The organism is Devosia sp., from assembly GCF_034675085.1.
Classification (GTDB): Bacteria; Pseudomonadota; Alphaproteobacteria; order Rhizobiales; family Devosiaceae; genus Devosia.
On record NZ_JAUCDN010000006.1, the window covers coordinates 1 to 18,004 of the forward strand.

The following is an 18,004-nucleotide window of genomic DNA, read 5'->3' on the forward strand; positions in this document are numbered from 1 at the left end:
CAGGGCCATTTTGAGCACGTCCCAGACGATGACGGGCTGTACGGCGCGGGCAAAGGCGGAGCCGACCACGTCGGCCTGGTCGATCCAGCCGGCCTGGCCCGAAAGCGCCAGCAGCCAGAAAAAGCCGATGACGAAGAGCGCTGCATCGCCGGCCAGCATGGCGACGAAAAGCGTCAGCGGGCGGCCGGAAGCCCCACGATCAGCGGCGTAGCCGATCATCGCGGCCATGAGCAGGAAGCCGATGAGGAAACCGCCGGAGGGGCCGACGAGATAGATGAGACCGCCGCCGGTGGCGAAGACCGGCAGGCCCATTGCCCCTTCCAGCAGATAGAGGGCCACGGTGGCAACGCCGATGCGCAGACCGAAGGCCGCGGCAAGAGCGGCCACAGCAAAGGTCTGCAGCGTCACCGGAACGGGCCAGACGGGCACGTTGATCTTGGCGCAGAGGGTGATGAGCAACGTGCCGAGCACGACCGTTGCAAGATTGGACGCCAGTTTGGCAATATCGCCCCTGGGCTGGAAAGCCCCGAGCAGCGTATTGGGCGTGGTCAAAGTCACGGCCATTTCATACCTTCCATGCTTGGCTGAACCGGCAGCCCCGACCGGGCCGCGCCGTCATTCAGGTCACGCATTGTTTAGTCTCTCGGTAAAGTGAGTGCAATGGCACCCCCCTCTCCCGCTCTCTCCTTCGACAGGAACTTCGAGCCCCGGACCGGTCAGGCCGTGGCGGTCGCTGCCGGCATTACCCGGGTTACCGCGCCAAATGGCGGTCCCTATACCTTCACCGGCACCAACACCTTTCTTCTCGGCGTGGAGCGGCTGGCAGTGCTTGATCCCGGCCCCGCCGATCCGGCTCATCTGGCGGCGCTCACGGCGGCCATCGCCGGCCGACCGGTGGACGCCATCCTGCTCACCCATACCCATAGCGACCACAGCGCCCTCGCGCCACGGCTGGCGGAGGCCCTCGGCGCCCCGCTCTGGTTTGGCGGACCTCATCGCCTCTCGCGCCCGTTGCGCCGATTCGAGCGCAACCGCCTCGCCGGTTCCTGCGATTGGGCGCTACGACCGGAGCGGACGCTTGTCGACGGGGAAACCATCTTGGCGGGCGACCTCGCCGTCAGCGTTCACGCCACGCCCGGCCATTGCGCCAATCACCTGGCATTCGGGGCAGGAGACGACCTGCTTTGCGGCGACCATGTCATGGGCTGGAATTCGACGCTCGTGGCGGTGCCCGATGGCTCCATGGCCGACTATCTCGCCTCGCTCGACAAGGTCATCGCCCTGCCTTTCCGACGCTATCTGCCCGCCCATGGCGGCCCCATCGCCGATGGCCCCGTCTATGCCAGCGCCTTGAAAGCGCATCGGCAATCGCGCAACGAGCAGGTGCTGGAGGCTCTGGGCAAAGGCGCGCGAACCATTGCCGATCTGGTCGCGGCCATCTATCCGGCCCAGCCGCTCCCCGTGCGCCTCGCCGCGCGCATGACCATCACGGCCCATGTCGAATATCTCGAATCCTTGAGCCGGGTACGGGTATGGCGGCATCCGTTCGGCATGCGCATCAGCCTCAATTCATAGGCACGTCGGGCGTCTCCTCGCTGTCGGCTTCGTCCTCCGCCTCGATATCGGGACTATCGCGCAGGAATACCGTCACCGCTTCGTCGAGTGCCGCCAGGAAGGTCTCGATGCGCTTTCCATTGGCGCCGAAATCATGCAGGGCGTTGAGCGAGGCGGAGCGCATGTCCGCCCGCGCGCCTTCCGGGTCCGACGAGACCAGAACCACCACTTCCTCCCGCCAGCCGGGCCAGGTCACGATCTGGGCGTTGATCTGGCCGCGCCCCCCATCTTGCGGCGCGCGCAATAGCGTTATCGTCCAGCCATTGTCGCTAACGATACGCTGCGCAAGTGCGAACGTAATGCTAACTTCAAGGGGGTAGATGCGCGCCTCGATGTTAGGGAAAACCCGGGCCATCTCCGCCGGCGACAGCATACGGGGCGGCGGCATGGTCGCCATGGCCGGGTCGAATGTCAGGGGCATCAAATCCCGGCTGGCCGTGGCAATGTCGGTCACCGGCGGATAGCGCAGCATCAGACCGCTATAATAACCAAACGGCGCAAGGCAGATGGCGCCGAGAAACAGTCCCGCAAACGCGAGCCCCCAGCCTCGGTCGCCGCTATACCAGAGGCGAAGCAGCGCCACCAAGGCGACCAGAACCGCCAGCGCCGCCACCAACCCGGCCCCGACAATGGCGACCAGGAACACCGTGCCGCCAATGAGCCGCAGATGATGCAGCACCACGGCCAGAACCACGAGCGGCACGGCCAACGCGCCCAGCCGTCGCGCGGCGATCGCCCATTTCGATATCCGGATCAATATGCGCAAGGCCGCCCCTCATCTGCGCCGCAGCTTAACCGCAAGGTCTTGCCTGAATTTGAAGATTTCAGCCAGGCCCGCACATGGTGCGGATCGCCAGCCATTCGGCGCGGCTGAAAGGCGGCTCCAGCCCGCTGGGCCGCTCGCGACTCAAGGCCTCGAGCGCCTGCTTGCGGTCCTGGGTCAGAGGATGGGTGTTGAACAGGGCCAGCGCCCGCGTCAGGTCATCATCCGCGCCCACTCGATTGATCAGGTCGGCCATGCCGGCGGGGTTGAAATCGAGGCGCTGGGCCGCCTGTGCGGCAAAGGCATCGGCCTGCCGCTCCGCCTCGCGCGAAAAACGCGCATCGATCAGCGTGGCACCCAGGCCGGCGGCGACGGAAATCCCCGTCATGTCGCCCAGGATGAAGCCGATCAGCAGACCGGTGCCAGCAGTTGAAATCAATTGCTCCATGCCATGCCGATGCACCACATGCCCCAGCTCATGCGCCAGAACCCCGGCGAATTCATCCTGTGTCTCGGCCTGTTCCAGCAGCGCTGAAAAGACGTAGACCTGCCCACCCGGCAACGCAAAGGCATTGGGCACGGCAGAGCGGACTACCTTGATATCGAGCTCGAAGGGCGACCCGGCCCCGTCCATCACCGCATCGGCAAAACGGGCAATGGTCCGATTGGCAAGGCTTCGCGGATCGGGATCGCAGAGCGGGGCCGGTCCCGTCTCGCCCATCTGCGCCTCCATCTGCCGTCCTACGGTCTCGCCCAGACGCTCCTCCCAGGCGGGCGGAACCAGCCCCACCGCCCGGCTCGCCAGCAGCGGAACACCATAGAGATAAGCCAGGATGACCGACGCTAGCGCCACGGTCGCCAGTATCGCCAGGCGCATTTGATGCCCTGCCTCGCGACGGCGCTTTTCGGTAAGCCCCGGCAGGGTGGCCAGGACACGGGCGCGATCGCGAGGATCGGCGATGACGATGCGTGCGCCATCGGGCTGCCCCGCTACACCCAGGCGCAGCTCATGGCGCCGCCCCGCCGGCACGGCGTGAATATCGCCCGCAGCCCAGCGCGCCAGGAGACGATTATCGCCTGCATGGCGGATCAACAGAGCAGCCGCCGCAGCGTCGTATTCCAGCGCTACCAGGCAGACATCGGCAACCAGCCCGTCATGATAACGCGCCACGATGCCCATCAATAGCCACCCACATTGAGCGCATCGGCAAGCCCCTCACCGGCGATGGCCTTGTCCTCGGCTCGCGCACGCACATCACGCAGACTGTCGAGGCCGGTAATGCTCGCCCCACCGGCGACCAGCTTCCAGAAGCCCAGCCCGAGGAAAAGTTCGGCGGAGAAACTGAAGGCGCCCAGCAAGAGAAGATAGCCGAAAACGATGGCCAGCAGCGTCATCACGCTGCCCTGCATGTGGCGCATGAGCAGCGCCAGGTCGATCTCGCCATTGACGAAGGCCCCGCTCGCCACCACGCCCAGAACCACGACGCCGCCGATGGCGAGAGCCACATAGCTCGATACCAGCCCGATGCCAAACTGGACATACATCCCCAAAAGGCTACGCATCCGAATCGTGACGCTCAATGCCGCTCCGCCCAGGCGGACCGCGGAAAACATGCGCGTCAATTCCCGCGACTGATAGAAGAGGATCGCCAGTCCGGTGACCGCCCCACCGATGAGCAGCGGAAGAAAGTCCTGAAAATCGGGGCTGCTAGCAAAGATAAAAGCGCCGTTACCCACTGCCATGCCAAGACCGGCACCGCCTGCAACGGTCGCCACCGCATAGCTGAGATAAAAGGGCCCGGCCAACTGCTTCCAATTGCCGGTAAAGCCGAACCGCCTGTCGCCGTACCAGCTATGGCGATAGCGATAGGTCCAGAGATTGGCGGCCATGAAGGGATAGACCAGCCCCGCACTGGCCAGCATCAGCAGCGACCAGCCGAAACGGCGCAGGGCATAGGACCAGGCACTGCCTGTCTGGTCGCAGCGTATGCCGCGCCAAAGTGTACGCGACAGGCGAAAATCGCGAGCGCGGTAGATGGCATAGCCCATCAGGAACCAGATCAGAGCCGCTACCAGGCTATAGCCGGTCAGTGCCGTCTCGAGAGACTGGGTGGAAAGATAGAAGAAAACACCGTAAAGCGGCACGAACACCGCCAGCGCCATCAGGAAACCCAGCAGCAATTGCATGGCATTGCCGGTATATTCCAGCGCGTCGCCGTCGATTTCGGTATTGGCCCAATAAAAACGCCGTTTCCACGTGGTCAGCCAGAATCGGTAGAGCCCGATGGTGGGAACTAGTAGCAGATAGCCGCCCAAAAGCAGCCAGGCCAACTCGCGGCGCGTTCCCGTGAACACCGCCGGCACCGGCTCCTGTTGCTGATTCGCCTCGACCATGCCCTGTCCTCAAGCACTCCGCCTTGTAGGCGAGCCCGAGCCGATTTGAAAGGCGGGCGCTTTACGAGCCGCTCGACACGGCACTCTCCTTGGGCTGCATGAGGCGCAGCGACACCCAGATGAAAAAAGCCCCCAGAAGCGCCGCCCCGGCGGCAAAGAAATAGGCCTGCGCGCCAAAAAAACCTGTAAGCCAGCCGAATGCCACCAGCCCCGCCACGGCCATGACCTGCTGGACGACCACGAAGAGGCTTTGTGTCTCTGCGGCGATGTCCTCGCTGGTCCAGTTGGCGATGAAATGCACACAGCCAAGATAGCCCAGCGCAAATGTGACCGACTGGCCGAGTTGGAGGAAAACCAGCACCCAGACCGGCGGTGACAGCGCCATGCCGACCCAGCGCACCACCGAAACCAGCGCCGAAACCAGGATCAGCTTTCGCGCCGAGACGCGACCGCCGAACCGCTTCCAGGCAAACATCATCGCCGCTTCCGCTGCCGAACCCAGGGCAATGAGGGGCCCGATGACCTGTTCGGAAATGCCCTGTTCCTTCCAGATCAGCGAGCCGAAGGCATTGAGGATGATATGGGTGCCGTAAACGATGGCAAAGCCCAGCAACGGCAACACAAACCATGGCCGCGTAAGAATTTCGCCCAACCGGCTTGCGGAACTTCCGGTGCTGGCGGCTACCGTGGGTTGCCCGGGCGGCGCGCGGAACGCCGGCAATTGCAGCGCGGCCCCAGCGCGTAGCAGCGCCAGGCCGATGAAGAGCGGCACGAAGATGCCGGAGCCGAACCACACCACCAGAAAACCGGTCAGACCGTTGAAGAGCATGTAGCCCACCGTGCCCCAGGCGCGGATAGTGCCAAAGTCGCTGCCATTGCGCCGGGTCATGCGCATGGTAGCAGCCTCGAGCACCGGCCCCACTGCGCCACCCGGAAGGCTCGACAGTGTCCAGAACAGCAGAATGCCCCAGAATTCATTGACAAAGAGCAGGCCGATCGGGACGATGCCGGCAATGAGCGCGCCGATGACGATGACCTGCCTCCAGTCCCTGGCCCTGTCGGCCACCCGCCCGATTATGAGGTTGAAAGCCAGGATGGTGAGCACCGGCACGGCATTGATGATGCCAATCTGCTCGGTGGTGATGCCCTTTTCGCTCAGCCAGATCGGCAGGAACATGACGGCCGCGCCCGGCCCCATGAAATAGGTGAAATAGAATGCAGTGGTGCGCAATTCCGGCGTCGGTGGTGCCGATCCGGCAGATTTGAGCGAGCCGGTCATTGCGCGTCCTTCGGCGGGCGCAGCTTGAGCGAGACCAGCACGCAGACGACCGCCGCCAGGCCTGTAAGCGTACAAAAGAAGAAGGCGTAAGTGCCCAAATGCTCCATCAGCACGCCGAAAATCACCAGCGCCAGCATAGAAATGCCCTGCTGCAACGTGTTGGCGAATCCCTGCGCCTCGGCGGCGTTGGCCTCGTCTGTCCAGTTGGCGATGAAATGCACCATGCCGAAATAGCCCAGCCCGAAGCTCAGCGCGTGCAAGGTCTGCACCACGAACAAAAGCCCCACGGAGGGGCTGAACGCCATGACGGTAAAGCGCAGAACGCCCGCGACCGCCGCGATGAGGATCATGTTGCGCGCCGTGACCCGACCGCCAAACCGGCGCCAGGCGAACATCAATATGGCCTCGGCCAGCGCCGCGATGGCCAGGAGCGGTCCGATGAAATAATCGGCAACCCCGTTCTGGTGCCAGAGCAGCGCCGCAAAGCTCCCGATGATCGCATTGCTGGAATTGACGAGTCCGAAAGCCAGCAGGGGCAGCACGAACCACATCTTCAAAGAATCGCGAAGGCGGGCGCGCGGCTTGGTCTCGGCCAGTGTCTGCTGGCGCTCGGGCGCCCGGAACCGGGGCAACCAGAATCCGATGGCGGCGCGCAGCACCGACATGCCCAGATACAGCGGCACGAAGGCTGCCGCCCCGTAAACGGTGATGAGCAGGCCCAACCCGCCCGTGCCCACCACATAGCCCACGGTCGCCCAGGCGCGCACTGCGCCGAAATCCGAGCCGTTGCGCCGCGTCATGCGCACGGTGGCCGCATCGATCAGCGGCGGCACCAGGCCATTGGTGGTGGTGCAGAGCACCCAGACCAGCATGATTCCCCAGAACTCGTTGACGAAATACATGCCGATGGGCGCCACGGCGGCGAGCAGCGAAATGATGAGGATGACCGTGCGCCAGTCCCGGGCGCGATCAGCCAGCCGCCCCACAATCATGTTGACGGCCAGCAGGCACAGCATGGGGATGGAGTTGACCACGCCGATCTGGTCGGCGGGAAGGCCGTGCTCGCTCAGCCAGATGGCAAGGAAAACGGAGCTGACGGCCCCCGGAAGATACACCGTGAACTGATACAGCGAGGCGCGTGTCTCGGGACTGGCCGAGCGCGAGATTGCCGATGGCATGGAAACAAACTCCGGGCAAATCAGTGCCCGGCATACTTGGTGCCTTGCAACGATACACAAGGCAAGAGCGATTTATCGCGAGTGTCTTTTCGCCCGTCTCAGGCGTTGCGCCGCAGGCGGAATTTACGCTTTCCAACGCTCGTCATGTCGGTCCATTGGATGAGCTCGAAAGCGCCGTCATGGTTCTCCACGATGGCCGTACAGCTTTCCACCCAATCGCCAGTATTGATGTAGTGAATGCCCAGCCGATCATGCATGGCGGCAAAATGGATGTGGCCGCAAATCACGCCATCAACCCCGGTTTCGCGGGCCTCGTGCACCAGGGCTTCCTCGAAGCGCCCGATCACCGACACCGCATTCTTGACCTTCTGTTTGGCCCAGGCGCTGAGCGACCAGTATTGCAGGCCGAGGCGCCGGCGCACCCAGTTAATGGCGATATTGACCCGCAGAGCCAAGTTATAGGCCCAGTCGCCCACATGGGCGAGCCACTTGGCATGCATCACCACCACATCGAACTGATCGCCATGGATGACCAGATAGGTCTGGCCCAAGGCCGATGTGTGGATGGTCCGGTCGACGAATTCTATCTCACCGAAATAGGTGCCCAGATATTCGCGCAGAAATTCGTCGTGATTGCCCGGCAGATAGATGACGCGGGCGCCGGCATTGGCCTTGTCGAGCAGCAATTGTACCAGAACGTTGTATTCGGTGGGCCAGCGCCAGGACTTGGCCAGCCGCCAGCCGTCCACGATATCGCCGACCAGATAGATGGTTTCCGCATCATGGGCGCGCAGGAACTCGATGAGTTGCGCGACCCGTATGGGCTTCATGCCCAGATGCACATCCGAGATGAACAGCGCCCGAACCTGTCGGACTTCGCGGTCATCTGCCATCAAGCAACAACTCCTGCTTCGTGGGCGCGCACCTTATCCGCGCTTGGCCCGCGAGGAAACCTTTGCCGACGAGAAAACAGGGGAAGCCTCTAGGCGCCCGGCCTGAGCAGCCGCTGCTTGAGCGCCATGATGCGCTCGTAGCTCTGGACGATCCGATCCGCAAAAGCCGGATCGGCCTCGGCTTCCCTCACCAGGATATCGAGAATTTCCCTATTGAGGCCGGCGTGATACTTCGCCGTATTGGAAAAGAGCAGGACATCCACGCCGGCCCGCACCGCCTTGGTAACGGTCTCTTCCGGCGAGAAGTGTTCGCGGATCGCTCCCATTTCCAGGTCGTCGCTGATGACGACGCCGGAAAACCCCAATTCGCCCCGCAGCACCCCGTCGATCCACCGCGCCGAAAGCGAGGAGGGAGTTTTCCCGTCCCCGTTCGCATAGGCGGCATGATAGAGATGGCCGACCATCACCATGTCGACCAGCCTCTGCCCGATCAACTCACGATAGGGATCGAGTTCACTCTCCTGCCAGCTCTGGGTGATGTCGACGAAGCCCTCATGGCTGTCGGCCGTCGATGAGCCGTGGCCGGGAAAATGCTTGAGCGCCGTCAGCAGGCCCGCTTGATGATGGGCGCGGATAAACGCCGCGTCATATTCGGCAACGACTGCGGGATCGCTGCCAAAGGCCCTTCCATAGCGGGCTATGACCTGGTTTTCCGGGTTGAGTTCGATATCGGCGACCGGGCCGAAATTGACGGTAAAGCCTAGCGCCGCGACATCGCCGGCCATGCCGGCGTAAATCTTCTCTGCTTCTTCGGGACTGTAGCCGGCCGCAATGGACTTGGCGTTGGGCAGCTCCGCAAAGCCGATAGCCTGGGTCAGCCTTTCCACTGCGCCACCTTCCTGATCGAGGGTGATGAAGGGTGGCTCCTGCGCGGCGTCTTGGAAGAGGTCGTTCATGGCGCGCACATCGGCAAGGCTGGTGACGTTCTTGCGCAAATACATGACGCCACCCAGCCGGCCTTCGGCCAGCTCCTGAGCCAGCGCCACCACGCTTTCGTCATCCGCCTTGGCGCCCTCGAAACCGACCACGATCATCTGCCCCGCCATCTCCTCCAGCGTGGCGGCGGCAGCCAGGGAGGGAAACATCACGGCAAACAGCAGCAGCAGGCGCGAAAACAGCGTCACAGGGCCATCTCTTTCAGAATCAACGCCTCACCCTGCCCGCCAAAAGTCGCCGAAACAATGTCCTCTTGCAGTGCCCCCATAAAAGCCGGACACCCCGATTCGGGGGGGTGATTGCCCGGCCAGGCTGGTTCTTCCTGCTCCAGGGCAATCCATAAGCCCGGGTGTTTTTCAACCTTTCGTCCGGTCGATTGCCCTTCTCGGGCGAAGATCCCCATATCTTCGTCCGAGTTTTTCTCCCCCGAAAACATTTCACCCCCGCCTTCGGAAAGACGGGGGTGATTTGTACCGAAAGGAAGAAAACCTAGCGGTTGAGCCGGTTCTCGATGAGATCGGTCACCACCGATGGATCGGCCAGCGTCGAAATATCGCCCAGGGCGCCATAATCATTCTCGGCCACCTTGCGCAGGATACGGCGCATGATCTTGCCCGAACGCGTCTTGGGCAGGCCCGGCGCCCACTGGATATAGTCGGGCGAGGCGATGGGGCCGATTTCCTTGCGCACCCAATTGCGCAGTTCGCCCCGCAACTGCTCGCTATAGTCCTCGCCTGCCATCAGCGTGACATAACAATAGATGCCCTGCCCTTTGATATCGTGCGGGAAGCCGACCACGGCAGCCTCGGAAACCTTGGGATGGGCGACAAGCGCGCTCTCCACTTCAGCGGTGCCCAGGCGGTGACCGGAGACGTTGAGCACATCATCGACGCGTCCCGTGATCCAGTAATAGCCGTCCTCGTCGCGCCGGCAGCCGTCGCCGGTGAAATACATCCCCTTATAGGTCTCGAAATAGGTGGAGACGAACCGCCCGTGATCGCCCCAGATAGTGCGAGCTTGGGCCGGCCAGCTATCCTTGATGGCCAGAACGCCTTCTGCCTTCGTGGCCTCCTGCACCTGTCCTTCGGGTGAGAGCACCACCGGCTGTATACCGAAGAAGGGCTTGGTGGCCGAGCCCGGCTTGGCCGCGGTGGCGCCGGGGAAAGGCGCAATCATATTGCCGCCCGTCTCGGTCTGCCACCAGGTGTCGATGACCTCGCAACGCCCCTTGCCGACATTCTTGTGATACCACAGCCAGGCTTCGGGATTGATCGGCTCGCCCACCGAACCGATCAGCCGCAGGCTGGGCATGTCATATTTTTCGACATATTCGGCGCCCGCTCCCATCAGGGCGCGGATGGCGGTGGGGGCGGTGTGGAAGATATTGACCTTGTGACGCTCGATCACCTGCCAGAAGCGGCTCGCATCGGGCCAGGAAGGGATGCCCTCGAACATCACCGAGGTCGCGCCATTGGCCAGCGGGCCATAGACGATATAGCTGTGTCCGGTGACCCAGCCCACATCGGCCGTACACCAGAATACGTCGCCGCGCCTGTAGTCAAAATTCAGCTCATGCGTTACCGAGGTATAGGTGAGATAGCCGCCCTGCGTATGCAGAACGCCCTTGGGCTTGCCGGTGGAGCCGGAGGTGTAGAGGATGAAAAGCGGATCCTCCGCATTCATCGGCTCGGGCTCGTTGAAGGGTTCGACCCCGGCGGCAGCCTCGTGCCACCAGATGTCCCGCGAGCCCTTCATGGCCACTTCGGCGCCGGTGTTGTGGACCACCAGAACCTTCTGCACACCGGGGCAGTCTTCCAGCGCCTGATCGACATTGGCCTTGAGCGGCACGGTCTTGCCGCCGCGCCGGGCCTCATCGGCAGTGATGACCACCGCCGAGTCGCAGTCATTGATGCGGCCAGCCAGCGCGTCGGGCGAAAAGCCACCGAACACCACCGAATGCACCGCGCCGATGCGCGCACAGGCCAGCATGGCATAGGCCGCCTGGGGAATCATCGGCAGGTAGATCGTGACGCGGTCACCCTTGCGCACGCCCAGCGACTTCAAAACATTGGCGCAGCGGCAGACCTTCTCGTGCAGGGTGCGGTAGCTGATATATTCCGCCTCGTGTTCCGGATTGTCCGGCTCCCAGATAAGGGCAATGTCGTCGCCACGCTCGGTCAGGTGCCGGTCGATGCAATTGGCCGCGACATTGAGAATGCCGTCCTCATACCATTTGATCGAGATATCGGGGTAGGTGAAGCTGGTGTTCTTGATCTTGGTGGGAAATTTGATCCAGTCCAGACGCTTGGCCTGCTCCGCCCAGAACCCGTCGGGGTCGCTGAGAGAGCGAGCATACATCTCGTCATACTGAGCGCTGGTGGTATGGGTGCGTGCGATCGCTGCCGCGCTTGGCTGAAATACGAGCTGGTCGCTCATACAGTCCTCCCTTGTCTCTCCCGAGACCCGTTCTAGTGTCCGCCATCGCGCCGGGCAAGGGCCTGACGCTACGACTTGATGATCATTGCCCCTAAGGGCCTGCCCATATCCCATTAACCGCAGAAGGCAAGAGCGCTTCGGACCAGGGGCGGCCTTTGTTATCATGGTGGCCCTCAGGGAGGTGCATCATGGCCGAAATGACGATCCGCGCCGCCACCGCGGCGGATATCAATCTCGTCCACGACGAACTGATGGACGTTATCGCCACCTCGCCCTTCTATTCCGAGCGCTTCAAGACACACGAGATGGGCCGGCTCAACAAGACCTTCCTGCGCAACCTGCTGGCCATTGACCCCTGGCACATCATGCTCATGTGCGCCGATAGTGTGCCGGGCGGCGCCATGGTCTCCGGCCCTGAATGCGGCGCCGTGTTCCGCTATTGGAGCTGGGTCTTCCCCTCACACCGCCAGACCAAGCTGGGCATGTTCGGCATGCGCGCCTTCGATGAGCACTGGGACAAGACGCGCTTCCACAAGGCCTTCACCTTTGTGCGGCCGGAAAACGAAGTCGCCCGCATGCTGTTGCGCCGCTACGGCTACAAGGAAACCTGTCTGCTCGAAAAGCATATCTTCGGCCAGGATTACCTGTTGATCGAGAAGCCCTATACCAAGCTTTCGGAAGATTATGACAGCGGCGTCAATATCGGCCGGCTCGGCCGGCTCAAGCAGCGCTTGGGAACGCTGGTCGGCGCCTGAACCTTACTCAGCCGGCAGGGCTGCCGCGCCGCGATTGCGGAACCATTGCAGGATGGAAACATCCATCTCGGCCGTCCGCAGTGCCACCCACCAAAGCCCGATCGACCAGACGGAAATGGCGATGATCGCCGCCAGCGCCGCCCCTAGGAGGCCGAAAGGCGGCACCAGCAGCCAGTTGCCCATGGCGAGCGTAACGATGCCCATGCCCACCGAGGGCAGGCTGGCATAAGGCCGGTCATGAATGGAAAGTACCATCGAGGCCGGCCCCATGGCCGAGCGGATCACCAATGCCAGGCACAGGATCGCCAGCGGCGCCGTGCCCGCCACGAAACTCGGCCCGAATAACAGCAGCGCCAGCGGCGCGAACAGCATCACCAGCACGAACAGCACCAATGCGATGAGGCTGGCGACAAAATTAGCCTCGCCCACCTTGCGCTTGAAAGCCGCCCGATCCGCCTTGGCCTCGCTCTCGAACATGTCGGGCAGGGTGACGGCATAAACCGCCCCGACGCCGAAGGACGCCAGTGAGAAAATCCGCGTGCAGACGCCGAAAATTGCCAGCTCCTCGCGGCTCAGGGCGTGGCTGAGCAGCAGCAGGTCGATATCGAAGAAAAAATCCGTCGCCAGCGCGATCAACACCCAAGGCAAGGCGAAGCGCCACCAGCGGCGGGCCTCCAGAGGCCGGGGCGGCGCGCCATCCCCGACACGCCCAAGCGTGGCGACGACGAAACCGAAATGTACCAGCGCTATCCCCACATAGCCGATGCCAACCGCCCAGAGCATGGCGGAAAACCCTTCCGCCGGTGCCGCAAAGCCCATGAAAAGCAGAAAGGAGGCGATGACGACCAGCGGGCGGAACAAGGTGTCGGCAAAGAAACCCGCCAGGGGGCGCCTCAGCCCCACCAGCAGAGCGCCATTGACATAGACAAGGGCCGTCCCGAGCGCCAGCAAGGCGACCGGCACGAAATGATCGGCCCAGACGCTGCTCCCCTGCCCCAGAAAACCCAGCACCGGCAGACCCAGCACCAGCAGCAGGGCAAAGAGGGCCAGCACATGACCATAGCTCTGCATGAGGAAGATGAGGAGCTGCCGTCGCTCTCCCTTGGCGCGATATTCGGCGGCGAAATAGGTGCCGATGGTCTGAAATCCCAAAGGCATCATTACGGCGATCAGATTGGTCGTGGCGATGACCAGCAGATATTCGCCCAATATGTCCGCACCCCAGACGCGGGCGATCAACGCCTGGACCAGAAACACCAGGCCGGCGCCACCAAGGCGGGCCGCGAAGATCAGGGTGGATTGCGAGGCAAGGCGCCGTTGCAGGCTCATCGAGCCGCCTCGTCTGGCGCGCCCCGAGACTGGGTGGGGCGCGACCTGGGGTTAAGCCAACTTCCAAGGATACGGCGCGCATGCTGCACGAAATCGCGTCCGGCAAAGGCCCCTGCGCCCATCATATAGGCCAGCGGACGGCTGGCGTAATTGGCCACCGGCGGCACCGGCCGGATGACGCCGGCCGCGCCCACCATGCCCTTCTTGAATTGATGGAGGCCCTGGAAGCCATCCGTCCCCCCCAGATCATACCAGCGGGCCCGCGTATTATCACGCAGCCAGCGGATGATATGCCAGTGCAGGAAATAACCCGCACGCAACGGCAGCGCCTTGTCGTTGGTGGCGCCATAGAGATAAACGGCCCGCTCGCCTCCCTTGAAGATCAGCGCCCCGGCCACCAGTTCGCCCTGGTGACGCACGAAGAACAACTCAGGCCGCAATTGCGGATCTTCGATGTCCATCAGGTCCGGCACGGTTTCATAGGCGGAATGGTCGGCGAACTGCTTGCGCTCGCTCATCGCCGCATAGAGCGCCTCGAAGGCGCCGATGCCTTCGGGAGTGGCGTGCTCAAAAACCAGCCCCGCTTTTTCTGCCTTGTTGAGTTGGCGCCGCCAGGCCTGATCGAAGCTGCGCCTCTGCTCATCGTCGGAAAGGCGCAGATTGACCATATAGCGATTGGGAAACAGCAGTCGCGAACCGCGCCGGAAGCCGCGCGAAATCAACCGCTCATAAGCGGTGTTGACCGGTGTCGATGATGCCCAGGGCAGGATGGAGAGCATCTGACCGCGCCTGTCGGCATATTCGACCATCATGGCATCGACCATACCCGCGTGAATGGCATCGGCATCGGGGCTACTGGCATCCTTGAGCATGGGGGCCCACTTGGCGACGGCGATCTCGCCCAGGCGCAGCGGCAGCGGCTGCACCATCACCATGGCGCCCCCGACCACTTCGCCTCCGAGCAGGAACAGGCGCGGCTCCTGCACCGCCCCCGGCCAGCGTCGTTTGGCAAAGACATGCATCTGCTCCTGGCAGACGTCATCGAAGCCGGCAATGACCCGGTCCCACTCCGCGCCCTCGACCAGCTCGCTTTCAAGCCGAAGGCCGGCGACGCCGCTGCGACGGGAAGGGACTGGAGCCGCCTTTTCGGCGGCCATGCGGTCAGCGATCACAGACATGGGGCTCGTTCCGCTCGGAATGAATTGAGCGGAACGCTAGCCCCTGGAAGTGAGCAAATCCCTATTGGCGCCCGGCAAATGCCGCAAAACTGGCCCGGTGGTTACCAAAGGCTAATGCGCGGCTCCGACATGGTGTGGTGTATAGATGAAGGGGATTTCGGGAATGGCGATGAAGTCGCCCGCGCCTTCGATGACCATGCGCAGCGCCACGAAGAGAATGAGCGCCAGCCCAACCCAGGCGATCCAGCGGAAACGGTGCAGCAGGCCGGCGATGAAGGTGGCGGCAACGCCCATCATCACCACCGAAAGGGCAAGACCGAAAATCAGCGCCTCGAAATGGTGCTGGGCGGCGCCGGCGACGGCCAGCACATTGTCCAGCGACATAGACACGTCGGCGATAACGATCTGGATGACGGCCTGGCGCAGCGTCTTGCGCGGGGCCTTGCCGGCAACGGCACCATCTCCGTCCCGATCGGCATCTTCAAGCGCTTCGTGCGCCTCGTGGGCATGCTCTTCCGGCGTCGTCAGCTCGCGATACATCTTCCAGCAGACATAGAGCAGCAGGATGCCACCGGCGATGAGCAGCCCGCCGCCCAGCGAAAGCAGTTGCGTGGTAATGAGCGCGAAGAAAATGCGCAGAAGCGTTGCGGCCAGGATGCCGATCAGAATGGCCTTGCGCCGCACATCAGAGGCGAGGCCCGCGGCGGCAAGGCCAATCACAACGGCATTGTCGCCGGCAAGGACGAGATCGATGAGGATGACCTGCAGGAGTGAACTGAAGAAGCTCGGATCGAAACTGAACATTGCGGACCATCCCATGAAGACTATGCCGCCCTATAGCGCCACGCCCCGCCACTTGGGAAGGGAAACCCACCCCATATACGACGAAAATATAGGATATCCGGGCCCTTGAAGCCCCTGCCGACAGCTTGGTGACAGATTGGCGTCCTGCGCGTGCCGAACGCACCGCATGAAAAAATTGAGATGTAAGGGAAGACTTTGGTGGGTGCACAAGGACTCGAACCTTGGACCCGCTGATTAAGAGTCAGCTGCTCTACCATCTGAGCTATGCACCCGTCGGCCAATGCGGCCCGGCACCAAAGTGGCGCCTCTCTAGCAAAGGGATTCCACCCTGTCTAGCGTTTGATCTCAATTTCCTGAGGTTGTTTTTCAGCCAACGAAAAGGAGATGACGGCACCGGCGTCAGGGCGACGCCGGCGTCGAACCGTCATCGGGTCAGTCCATATTGGCGCGCGCCTGGCGGAACGCGGCAAAATCCAGCACGTTGCTGGCTCCTTGGGGCGCATCTTGCCTGATATCGTCCATCAGGCTGATGGTGCGCTCGATGATGTACCGCAATTGACGCGAACGGCTATCTGCACCCTGAAGGATCGTCGCGGCACGCTGCAGATGGTCTCGCGCGAGCACATAGGTAGGCGGCATGGCACGGAAGCTCCTTGTAAACGCATGGTCTTGGAAACGCCGGGGCAATGTGGCGTGGGCGCAAAGGTGCGCCCCCATGCCTTCCCGAACCTGGCCGGAACGGCGGGGATTTAAATCAAATTGCAGCCATGAACACTCCCCCGCCAAAGCCCCGAAATCCGGCGCACCCCCGTCGCACGCCAGATCGACTGCCTGTGCAAAACCGGATCGACCGGATCGGATTTCATCCAACAGGATCATGCCGGCGCGAATCATGCGATTCTGGCGGGGACCACACCGAGGACCTGCCCCGTGCCCTACCCTCACCTTTCGCCGATCGCCGCAACCCTTTATGAAACCGTCCCTTTCGTCGGCCCGGAGGCCATCGCCCGGCGCGATGGCATAGCCCTGCGGGCGCGTATCGGGGCCAATGAGAGCCCGTTCGGCCCGGCGCCATCCGTGCTCGAGGCCATGTCGAAGGCCGCACTGGAAAGCTGGCACTATGGCGATCCCGAAAATCATGATCTGCGCGCCGCCATCGCCCATCATCTCGGCATGCCCTTTGCCAATGTCATGCCCGGCGAGGGCGTCGATGCCATCCTGGGCATGGCGGTGCGGCTCTTCGCAGCACCGGGCAGCACGGTGGTCACTTCGCTGGGTGGCTATCCAACCTTCAACTACCATATCGCCGGCTATGGCGCGCTGATGCACGCCGTGCCCTATATCGGGGACCGGGAAGATATCGACGCCCTGAGCGAGGCCGCGCGGGAAACCGGCGCGTCCATGGTCTATCTGGCCAATCCCGACAATCCCATGGGCAGTTGGTGGGACGCTGCCTCGGTCGAACGCTTCGTCGCTTCCGTACCGGAAACCACCATGATCGTGCTTGATGAGGCCTATGGCGAATTCGCCCCGCCTGGCACGCTGCCGCCGCTCCACCTCACCCGCCCGAACCTGCTGCGCATGCGCACCTTTTCCAAGGCCTATGGCCTGGCGGGCGCGCGGGTCGGCTATGTGCTGGGCGAAGCGCGCAACATCTCGGCCTTCAACCGCATCCGCAATCATTTCGGTATCAGCAATGTGGCCCAGGCCGCCGGCATCGCCGCTTTGGCCGATCAGGCCCATCTTGCCGCCTCGCTGGCGCAAGTGCGCGAGGCGCTGGCCGACACGGCGGCCATAGCCAGGCGGCACGGGCTCACACCGCTGCCCAGCGCGACAAATTTCGTCGCGCTCGATTGCGGCGGCGACGGCGCCTACGCGCAGGCCATTCTCGACGGCCTGGCCCAGCACGGCATTTTCGTCCGCAAACCCGTGGTGGCAGGCCTCAACCGCTGCATCCGGGTCAGCGCCGGCACCGCCACCGACCGCGCCTTGCTCGATGAAGCGTTGGGCAAAGTCCTCGCTGACCTTCGACAGGAGCGTCTGTGATGGATCCACGCATCGTTCGCCAGGCCAAGCTGGACATAAACCCCGCCCACCTGGCCGAATATCTCGGCCTCCTCAAGGAAGAAATCGAGGCTTCGATCCAGTTGGAACCCGGGGTCACGATGTTGCATGCAACGGCTCGCCAGGATGCCCCGCATAAGGTGGACCTGCTCGAAGTGTATGCCTCGCAGGCCGCCTACGAGGCCCACATAACCTCGCCGCATTTCCTGAAATACAAGGCCGCCACCCTGCACATGGTGCGCTCACTGGAGCTTGTGGAGGTTGACCCGATCCTGCTGGCCAGCAAATAGCGCCTTCACCCCAGGCTAGAAGCGGAGCGAA

At 62.9% G+C, this 18,004-nt stretch carries 18 protein-coding genes and 1 tRNA gene; 4 read left to right on the plus strand and 15 right to left on the minus strand.

What is annotated here, in order from left to right:
- Window positions 1-564, minus strand: a 564-nt coding sequence (locus VDP82_RS00970) for a biotin transporter BioY (protein ID WP_323012965.1), incomplete at its 3' end; no start/stop codon positions are given.
- Between the two features lie 159 nt (window positions 565-723).
- Between VDP82_RS00970 and VDP82_RS00975 the strand changes: the two genes are divergently transcribed.
- Complete coding sequence (locus tag VDP82_RS00975; RefSeq protein ID WP_323012966.1) at window positions 724-1,575, plus strand: MBL fold metallo-hydrolase; 852 nt, start codon at window positions 724-726, stop codon at window positions 1,573-1,575.
- On the opposite strand, the gene VDP82_RS00980 is transcribed toward VDP82_RS00975, so the two are convergent.
- The 9 genes from VDP82_RS00980 to acs all read right to left on the minus strand — a co-directional run bounded on the left by VDP82_RS00980 (window position 1,565) and on the right by acs (window position 11,553).
- On the minus strand, window positions 1,565-2,380 hold the full coding sequence (locus VDP82_RS00980; RefSeq protein WP_323012967.1) for a DUF1499 domain-containing protein: 816 nt from the start codon (window positions 2,378-2,380) through the stop codon (window positions 1,565-1,567). The genes VDP82_RS00975 and VDP82_RS00980 overlap by 11 nt on opposite strands.
- A 58-nt stretch (window positions 2,381-2,438) precedes the next feature.
- Window positions 2,439-3,557, minus strand: a complete 1,119-nt coding sequence (locus VDP82_RS00985) for a M48 family metallopeptidase (protein WP_323012968.1) — start codon at window positions 3,555-3,557, stop codon at window positions 2,439-2,441.
- Window positions 3,557-4,771: a DUF898 family protein gene (locus tag VDP82_RS00990; protein WP_323012969.1), complete on the minus strand. Its 1,215-nt coding sequence runs from the start codon at window positions 4,769-4,771 to the stop codon at window positions 3,557-3,559. Before VDP82_RS00990 ends, VDP82_RS00985 begins: the two co-directional genes overlap by 1 nt.
- A 61-nt stretch (window positions 4,772-4,832) precedes the next feature.
- On the minus strand, window positions 4,833-6,050 hold the full coding sequence (locus VDP82_RS00995) for an MFS transporter (RefSeq protein WP_323012970.1): 1,218 nt from the start codon (window positions 6,048-6,050) through the stop codon (window positions 4,833-4,835).
- Window positions 6,047-7,228: an MFS transporter gene (locus tag VDP82_RS01000; protein WP_323012971.1), complete on the minus strand. Its 1,182-nt coding sequence runs from the start codon at window positions 7,226-7,228 to the stop codon at window positions 6,047-6,049. Before VDP82_RS01000 ends, VDP82_RS00995 begins: the two co-directional genes overlap by 4 nt.
- A gap of 98 nt (window positions 7,229-7,326) precedes the next feature.
- The gene (locus VDP82_RS01005) at window positions 7,327-8,121 is read right to left on the minus strand and encodes a UDP-2,3-diacylglucosamine diphosphatase (protein WP_323012972.1); all 795 of its coding nucleotides are present in this window, start codon (window positions 8,119-8,121) and stop codon (window positions 7,327-7,329) included.
- An 89-nt stretch (window positions 8,122-8,210) separates the two neighbouring features.
- The gene (locus tag VDP82_RS01010; RefSeq protein ID WP_323012973.1) at window positions 8,211-9,305 is read right to left on the minus strand and encodes a glycoside hydrolase family 3 protein; all 1,095 of its coding nucleotides are present in this window, start codon (window positions 9,303-9,305) and stop codon (window positions 8,211-8,213) included.
- Window positions 9,302-9,553 carry a hypothetical protein gene (locus VDP82_RS01015; protein ID WP_323012974.1) on the minus strand — a complete coding sequence of 84 codons (252 nt, stop codon included), beginning with the start codon at window positions 9,551-9,553 and terminating at the stop codon, window positions 9,302-9,304. Before VDP82_RS01015 ends, VDP82_RS01010 begins: the two co-directional genes overlap by 4 nt.
- A 53-nt stretch (window positions 9,554-9,606) precedes the next feature.
- Window positions 9,607-11,553, minus strand: a complete 1,947-nt coding sequence (acs, locus tag VDP82_RS01020) for an acetate--CoA ligase (RefSeq protein WP_323012975.1) — start codon at window positions 11,551-11,553, stop codon at window positions 9,607-9,609.
- A gap of 188 nt (window positions 11,554-11,741) precedes the next feature.
- On the opposite strand from acs, the gene VDP82_RS01025 reads away from it, so the two are divergent.
- The gene (locus tag VDP82_RS01025) at window positions 11,742-12,308 is read left to right on the plus strand and encodes a hypothetical protein (protein WP_323012976.1); all 567 of its coding nucleotides are present in this window, start codon (window positions 11,742-11,744) and stop codon (window positions 12,306-12,308) included.
- A 3-nt stretch (window positions 12,309-12,311) separates the two neighbouring features.
- Here the strand turns inward: VDP82_RS01025 and VDP82_RS01030 are convergent, their stop codons facing one another.
- The 5 genes from VDP82_RS01030 to VDP82_RS01050 all read right to left on the minus strand — a co-directional run bounded on the left by VDP82_RS01030 (window position 12,312) and on the right by VDP82_RS01050 (window position 16,498).
- Entirely contained in the window at window positions 12,312-13,637 is a 1,326-nt protein-coding gene (locus VDP82_RS01030; RefSeq protein WP_323012977.1) for a lipopolysaccharide biosynthesis protein, read from the minus strand.
- A complete protein-coding gene (locus VDP82_RS01035; protein WP_323012978.1) occupies window positions 13,634-14,815 on the minus strand; it encodes a lipid II:glycine glycyltransferase FemX in 1,182 nt (393 codons plus the stop codon). Before VDP82_RS01035 ends, VDP82_RS01030 begins: the two co-directional genes overlap by 4 nt.
- A 111-nt stretch (window positions 14,816-14,926) precedes the next feature.
- Entirely contained in the window at window positions 14,927-15,619 is a 693-nt protein-coding gene (locus VDP82_RS01040) for a YjbE family putative metal transport protein (protein WP_323012979.1), read from the minus strand.
- A gap of 196 nt (window positions 15,620-15,815) precedes the next feature.
- Window positions 15,816-15,891, minus strand: a tRNA-Lys gene (locus VDP82_RS01045).
- 160 nt (window positions 15,892-16,051) lie between these two features.
- Window positions 16,052-16,498 (minus strand): hypothetical protein, encoded by a 447-nt coding sequence (locus VDP82_RS01050; protein WP_323012980.1) that lies wholly within the window; start codon window positions 16,496-16,498, stop codon window positions 16,052-16,054.
- Between the two features lie 51 nt (window positions 16,499-16,549).
- Between VDP82_RS01050 and VDP82_RS01055 the strand changes: the two genes are divergently transcribed.
- Both VDP82_RS01055 and VDP82_RS01060 read left to right on the plus strand, forming a co-directional pair.
- Window positions 16,550-17,665, plus strand: coding sequence for a pyridoxal phosphate-dependent aminotransferase (locus VDP82_RS01055; RefSeq protein WP_323012981.1), 1,116 nt, complete (start codon window positions 16,550-16,552; stop codon window positions 17,663-17,665).
- On the plus strand, window positions 17,665-17,973 hold the full coding sequence (locus VDP82_RS01060; RefSeq protein WP_323012982.1) for a putative quinol monooxygenase: 309 nt from the start codon (window positions 17,665-17,667) through the stop codon (window positions 17,971-17,973). Before VDP82_RS01055 ends, VDP82_RS01060 begins: the two co-directional genes overlap by 1 nt.
- Window positions 17,974-18,004 lie beyond the last annotated feature (31 nt).

Coding starts and splice junctions, on each gene's coding strand:
- VDP82_RS00985 (WP_323012968.1), bottom strand. CDS start 3,557: ATGGGCATCGTGGCGCGTTATCATGACGGGCTGGTTGCCGATGTCTGC.
- VDP82_RS00990 (WP_323012969.1), bottom strand. CDS start 4,771: ATGGTCGAGGCGAATCAGCAACAGGAGCCGGTGCCGGCGGTGTTCACG.
- VDP82_RS00995 (WP_323012970.1), bottom strand. CDS start 6,050: ATGACCGGCTCGCTCAAATCTGCCGGATCGGCACCACCGACGCCGGAA.
- VDP82_RS01000 (WP_323012971.1), bottom strand. CDS start 7,228: ATGCCATCGGCAATCTCGCGCTCGGCCAGTCCCGAGACACGCGCCTCG.
- VDP82_RS01005 (WP_323012972.1), bottom strand. CDS start 8,121: ATGGCAGATGACCGCGAAGTCCGACAGGTTCGGGCGCTGTTCATCTCG.
- VDP82_RS01015 (WP_323012974.1), bottom strand. CDS start 9,553: ATGTTTTCGGGGGAGAAAAACTCGGACGAAGATATGGGGATCTTCGCC.
- acs (WP_323012975.1), bottom strand. CDS start 11,553: ATGAGCGACCAGCTCGTATTTCAGCCAAGCGCGGCAGCGATCGCACGC.
- VDP82_RS01025 (WP_323012976.1), top strand. CDS start 11,742: ATGGCCGAAATGACGATCCGCGCCGCCACCGCGGCGGATATCAATCTC.
- VDP82_RS01030 (WP_323012977.1), bottom strand. CDS start 13,637: ATGAGCCTGCAACGGCGCCTTGCCTCGCAATCCACCCTGATCTTCGCG.
- VDP82_RS01035 (WP_323012978.1), bottom strand. CDS start 14,815: ATGTCTGTGATCGCTGACCGCATGGCCGCCGAAAAGGCGGCTCCAGTC.
- VDP82_RS01040 (WP_323012979.1), bottom strand. CDS start 15,619: ATGTTCAGTTTCGATCCGAGCTTCTTCAGTTCACTCCTGCAGGTCATC.
- VDP82_RS01050 (WP_323012980.1), bottom strand. CDS start 16,498: ATGATCCTGTTGGATGAAATCCGATCCGGTCGATCCGGTTTTGCACAG.
- VDP82_RS01060 (WP_323012982.1), top strand. CDS start 17,665: ATGGATCCACGCATCGTTCGCCAGGCCAAGCTGGACATAAACCCCGCC.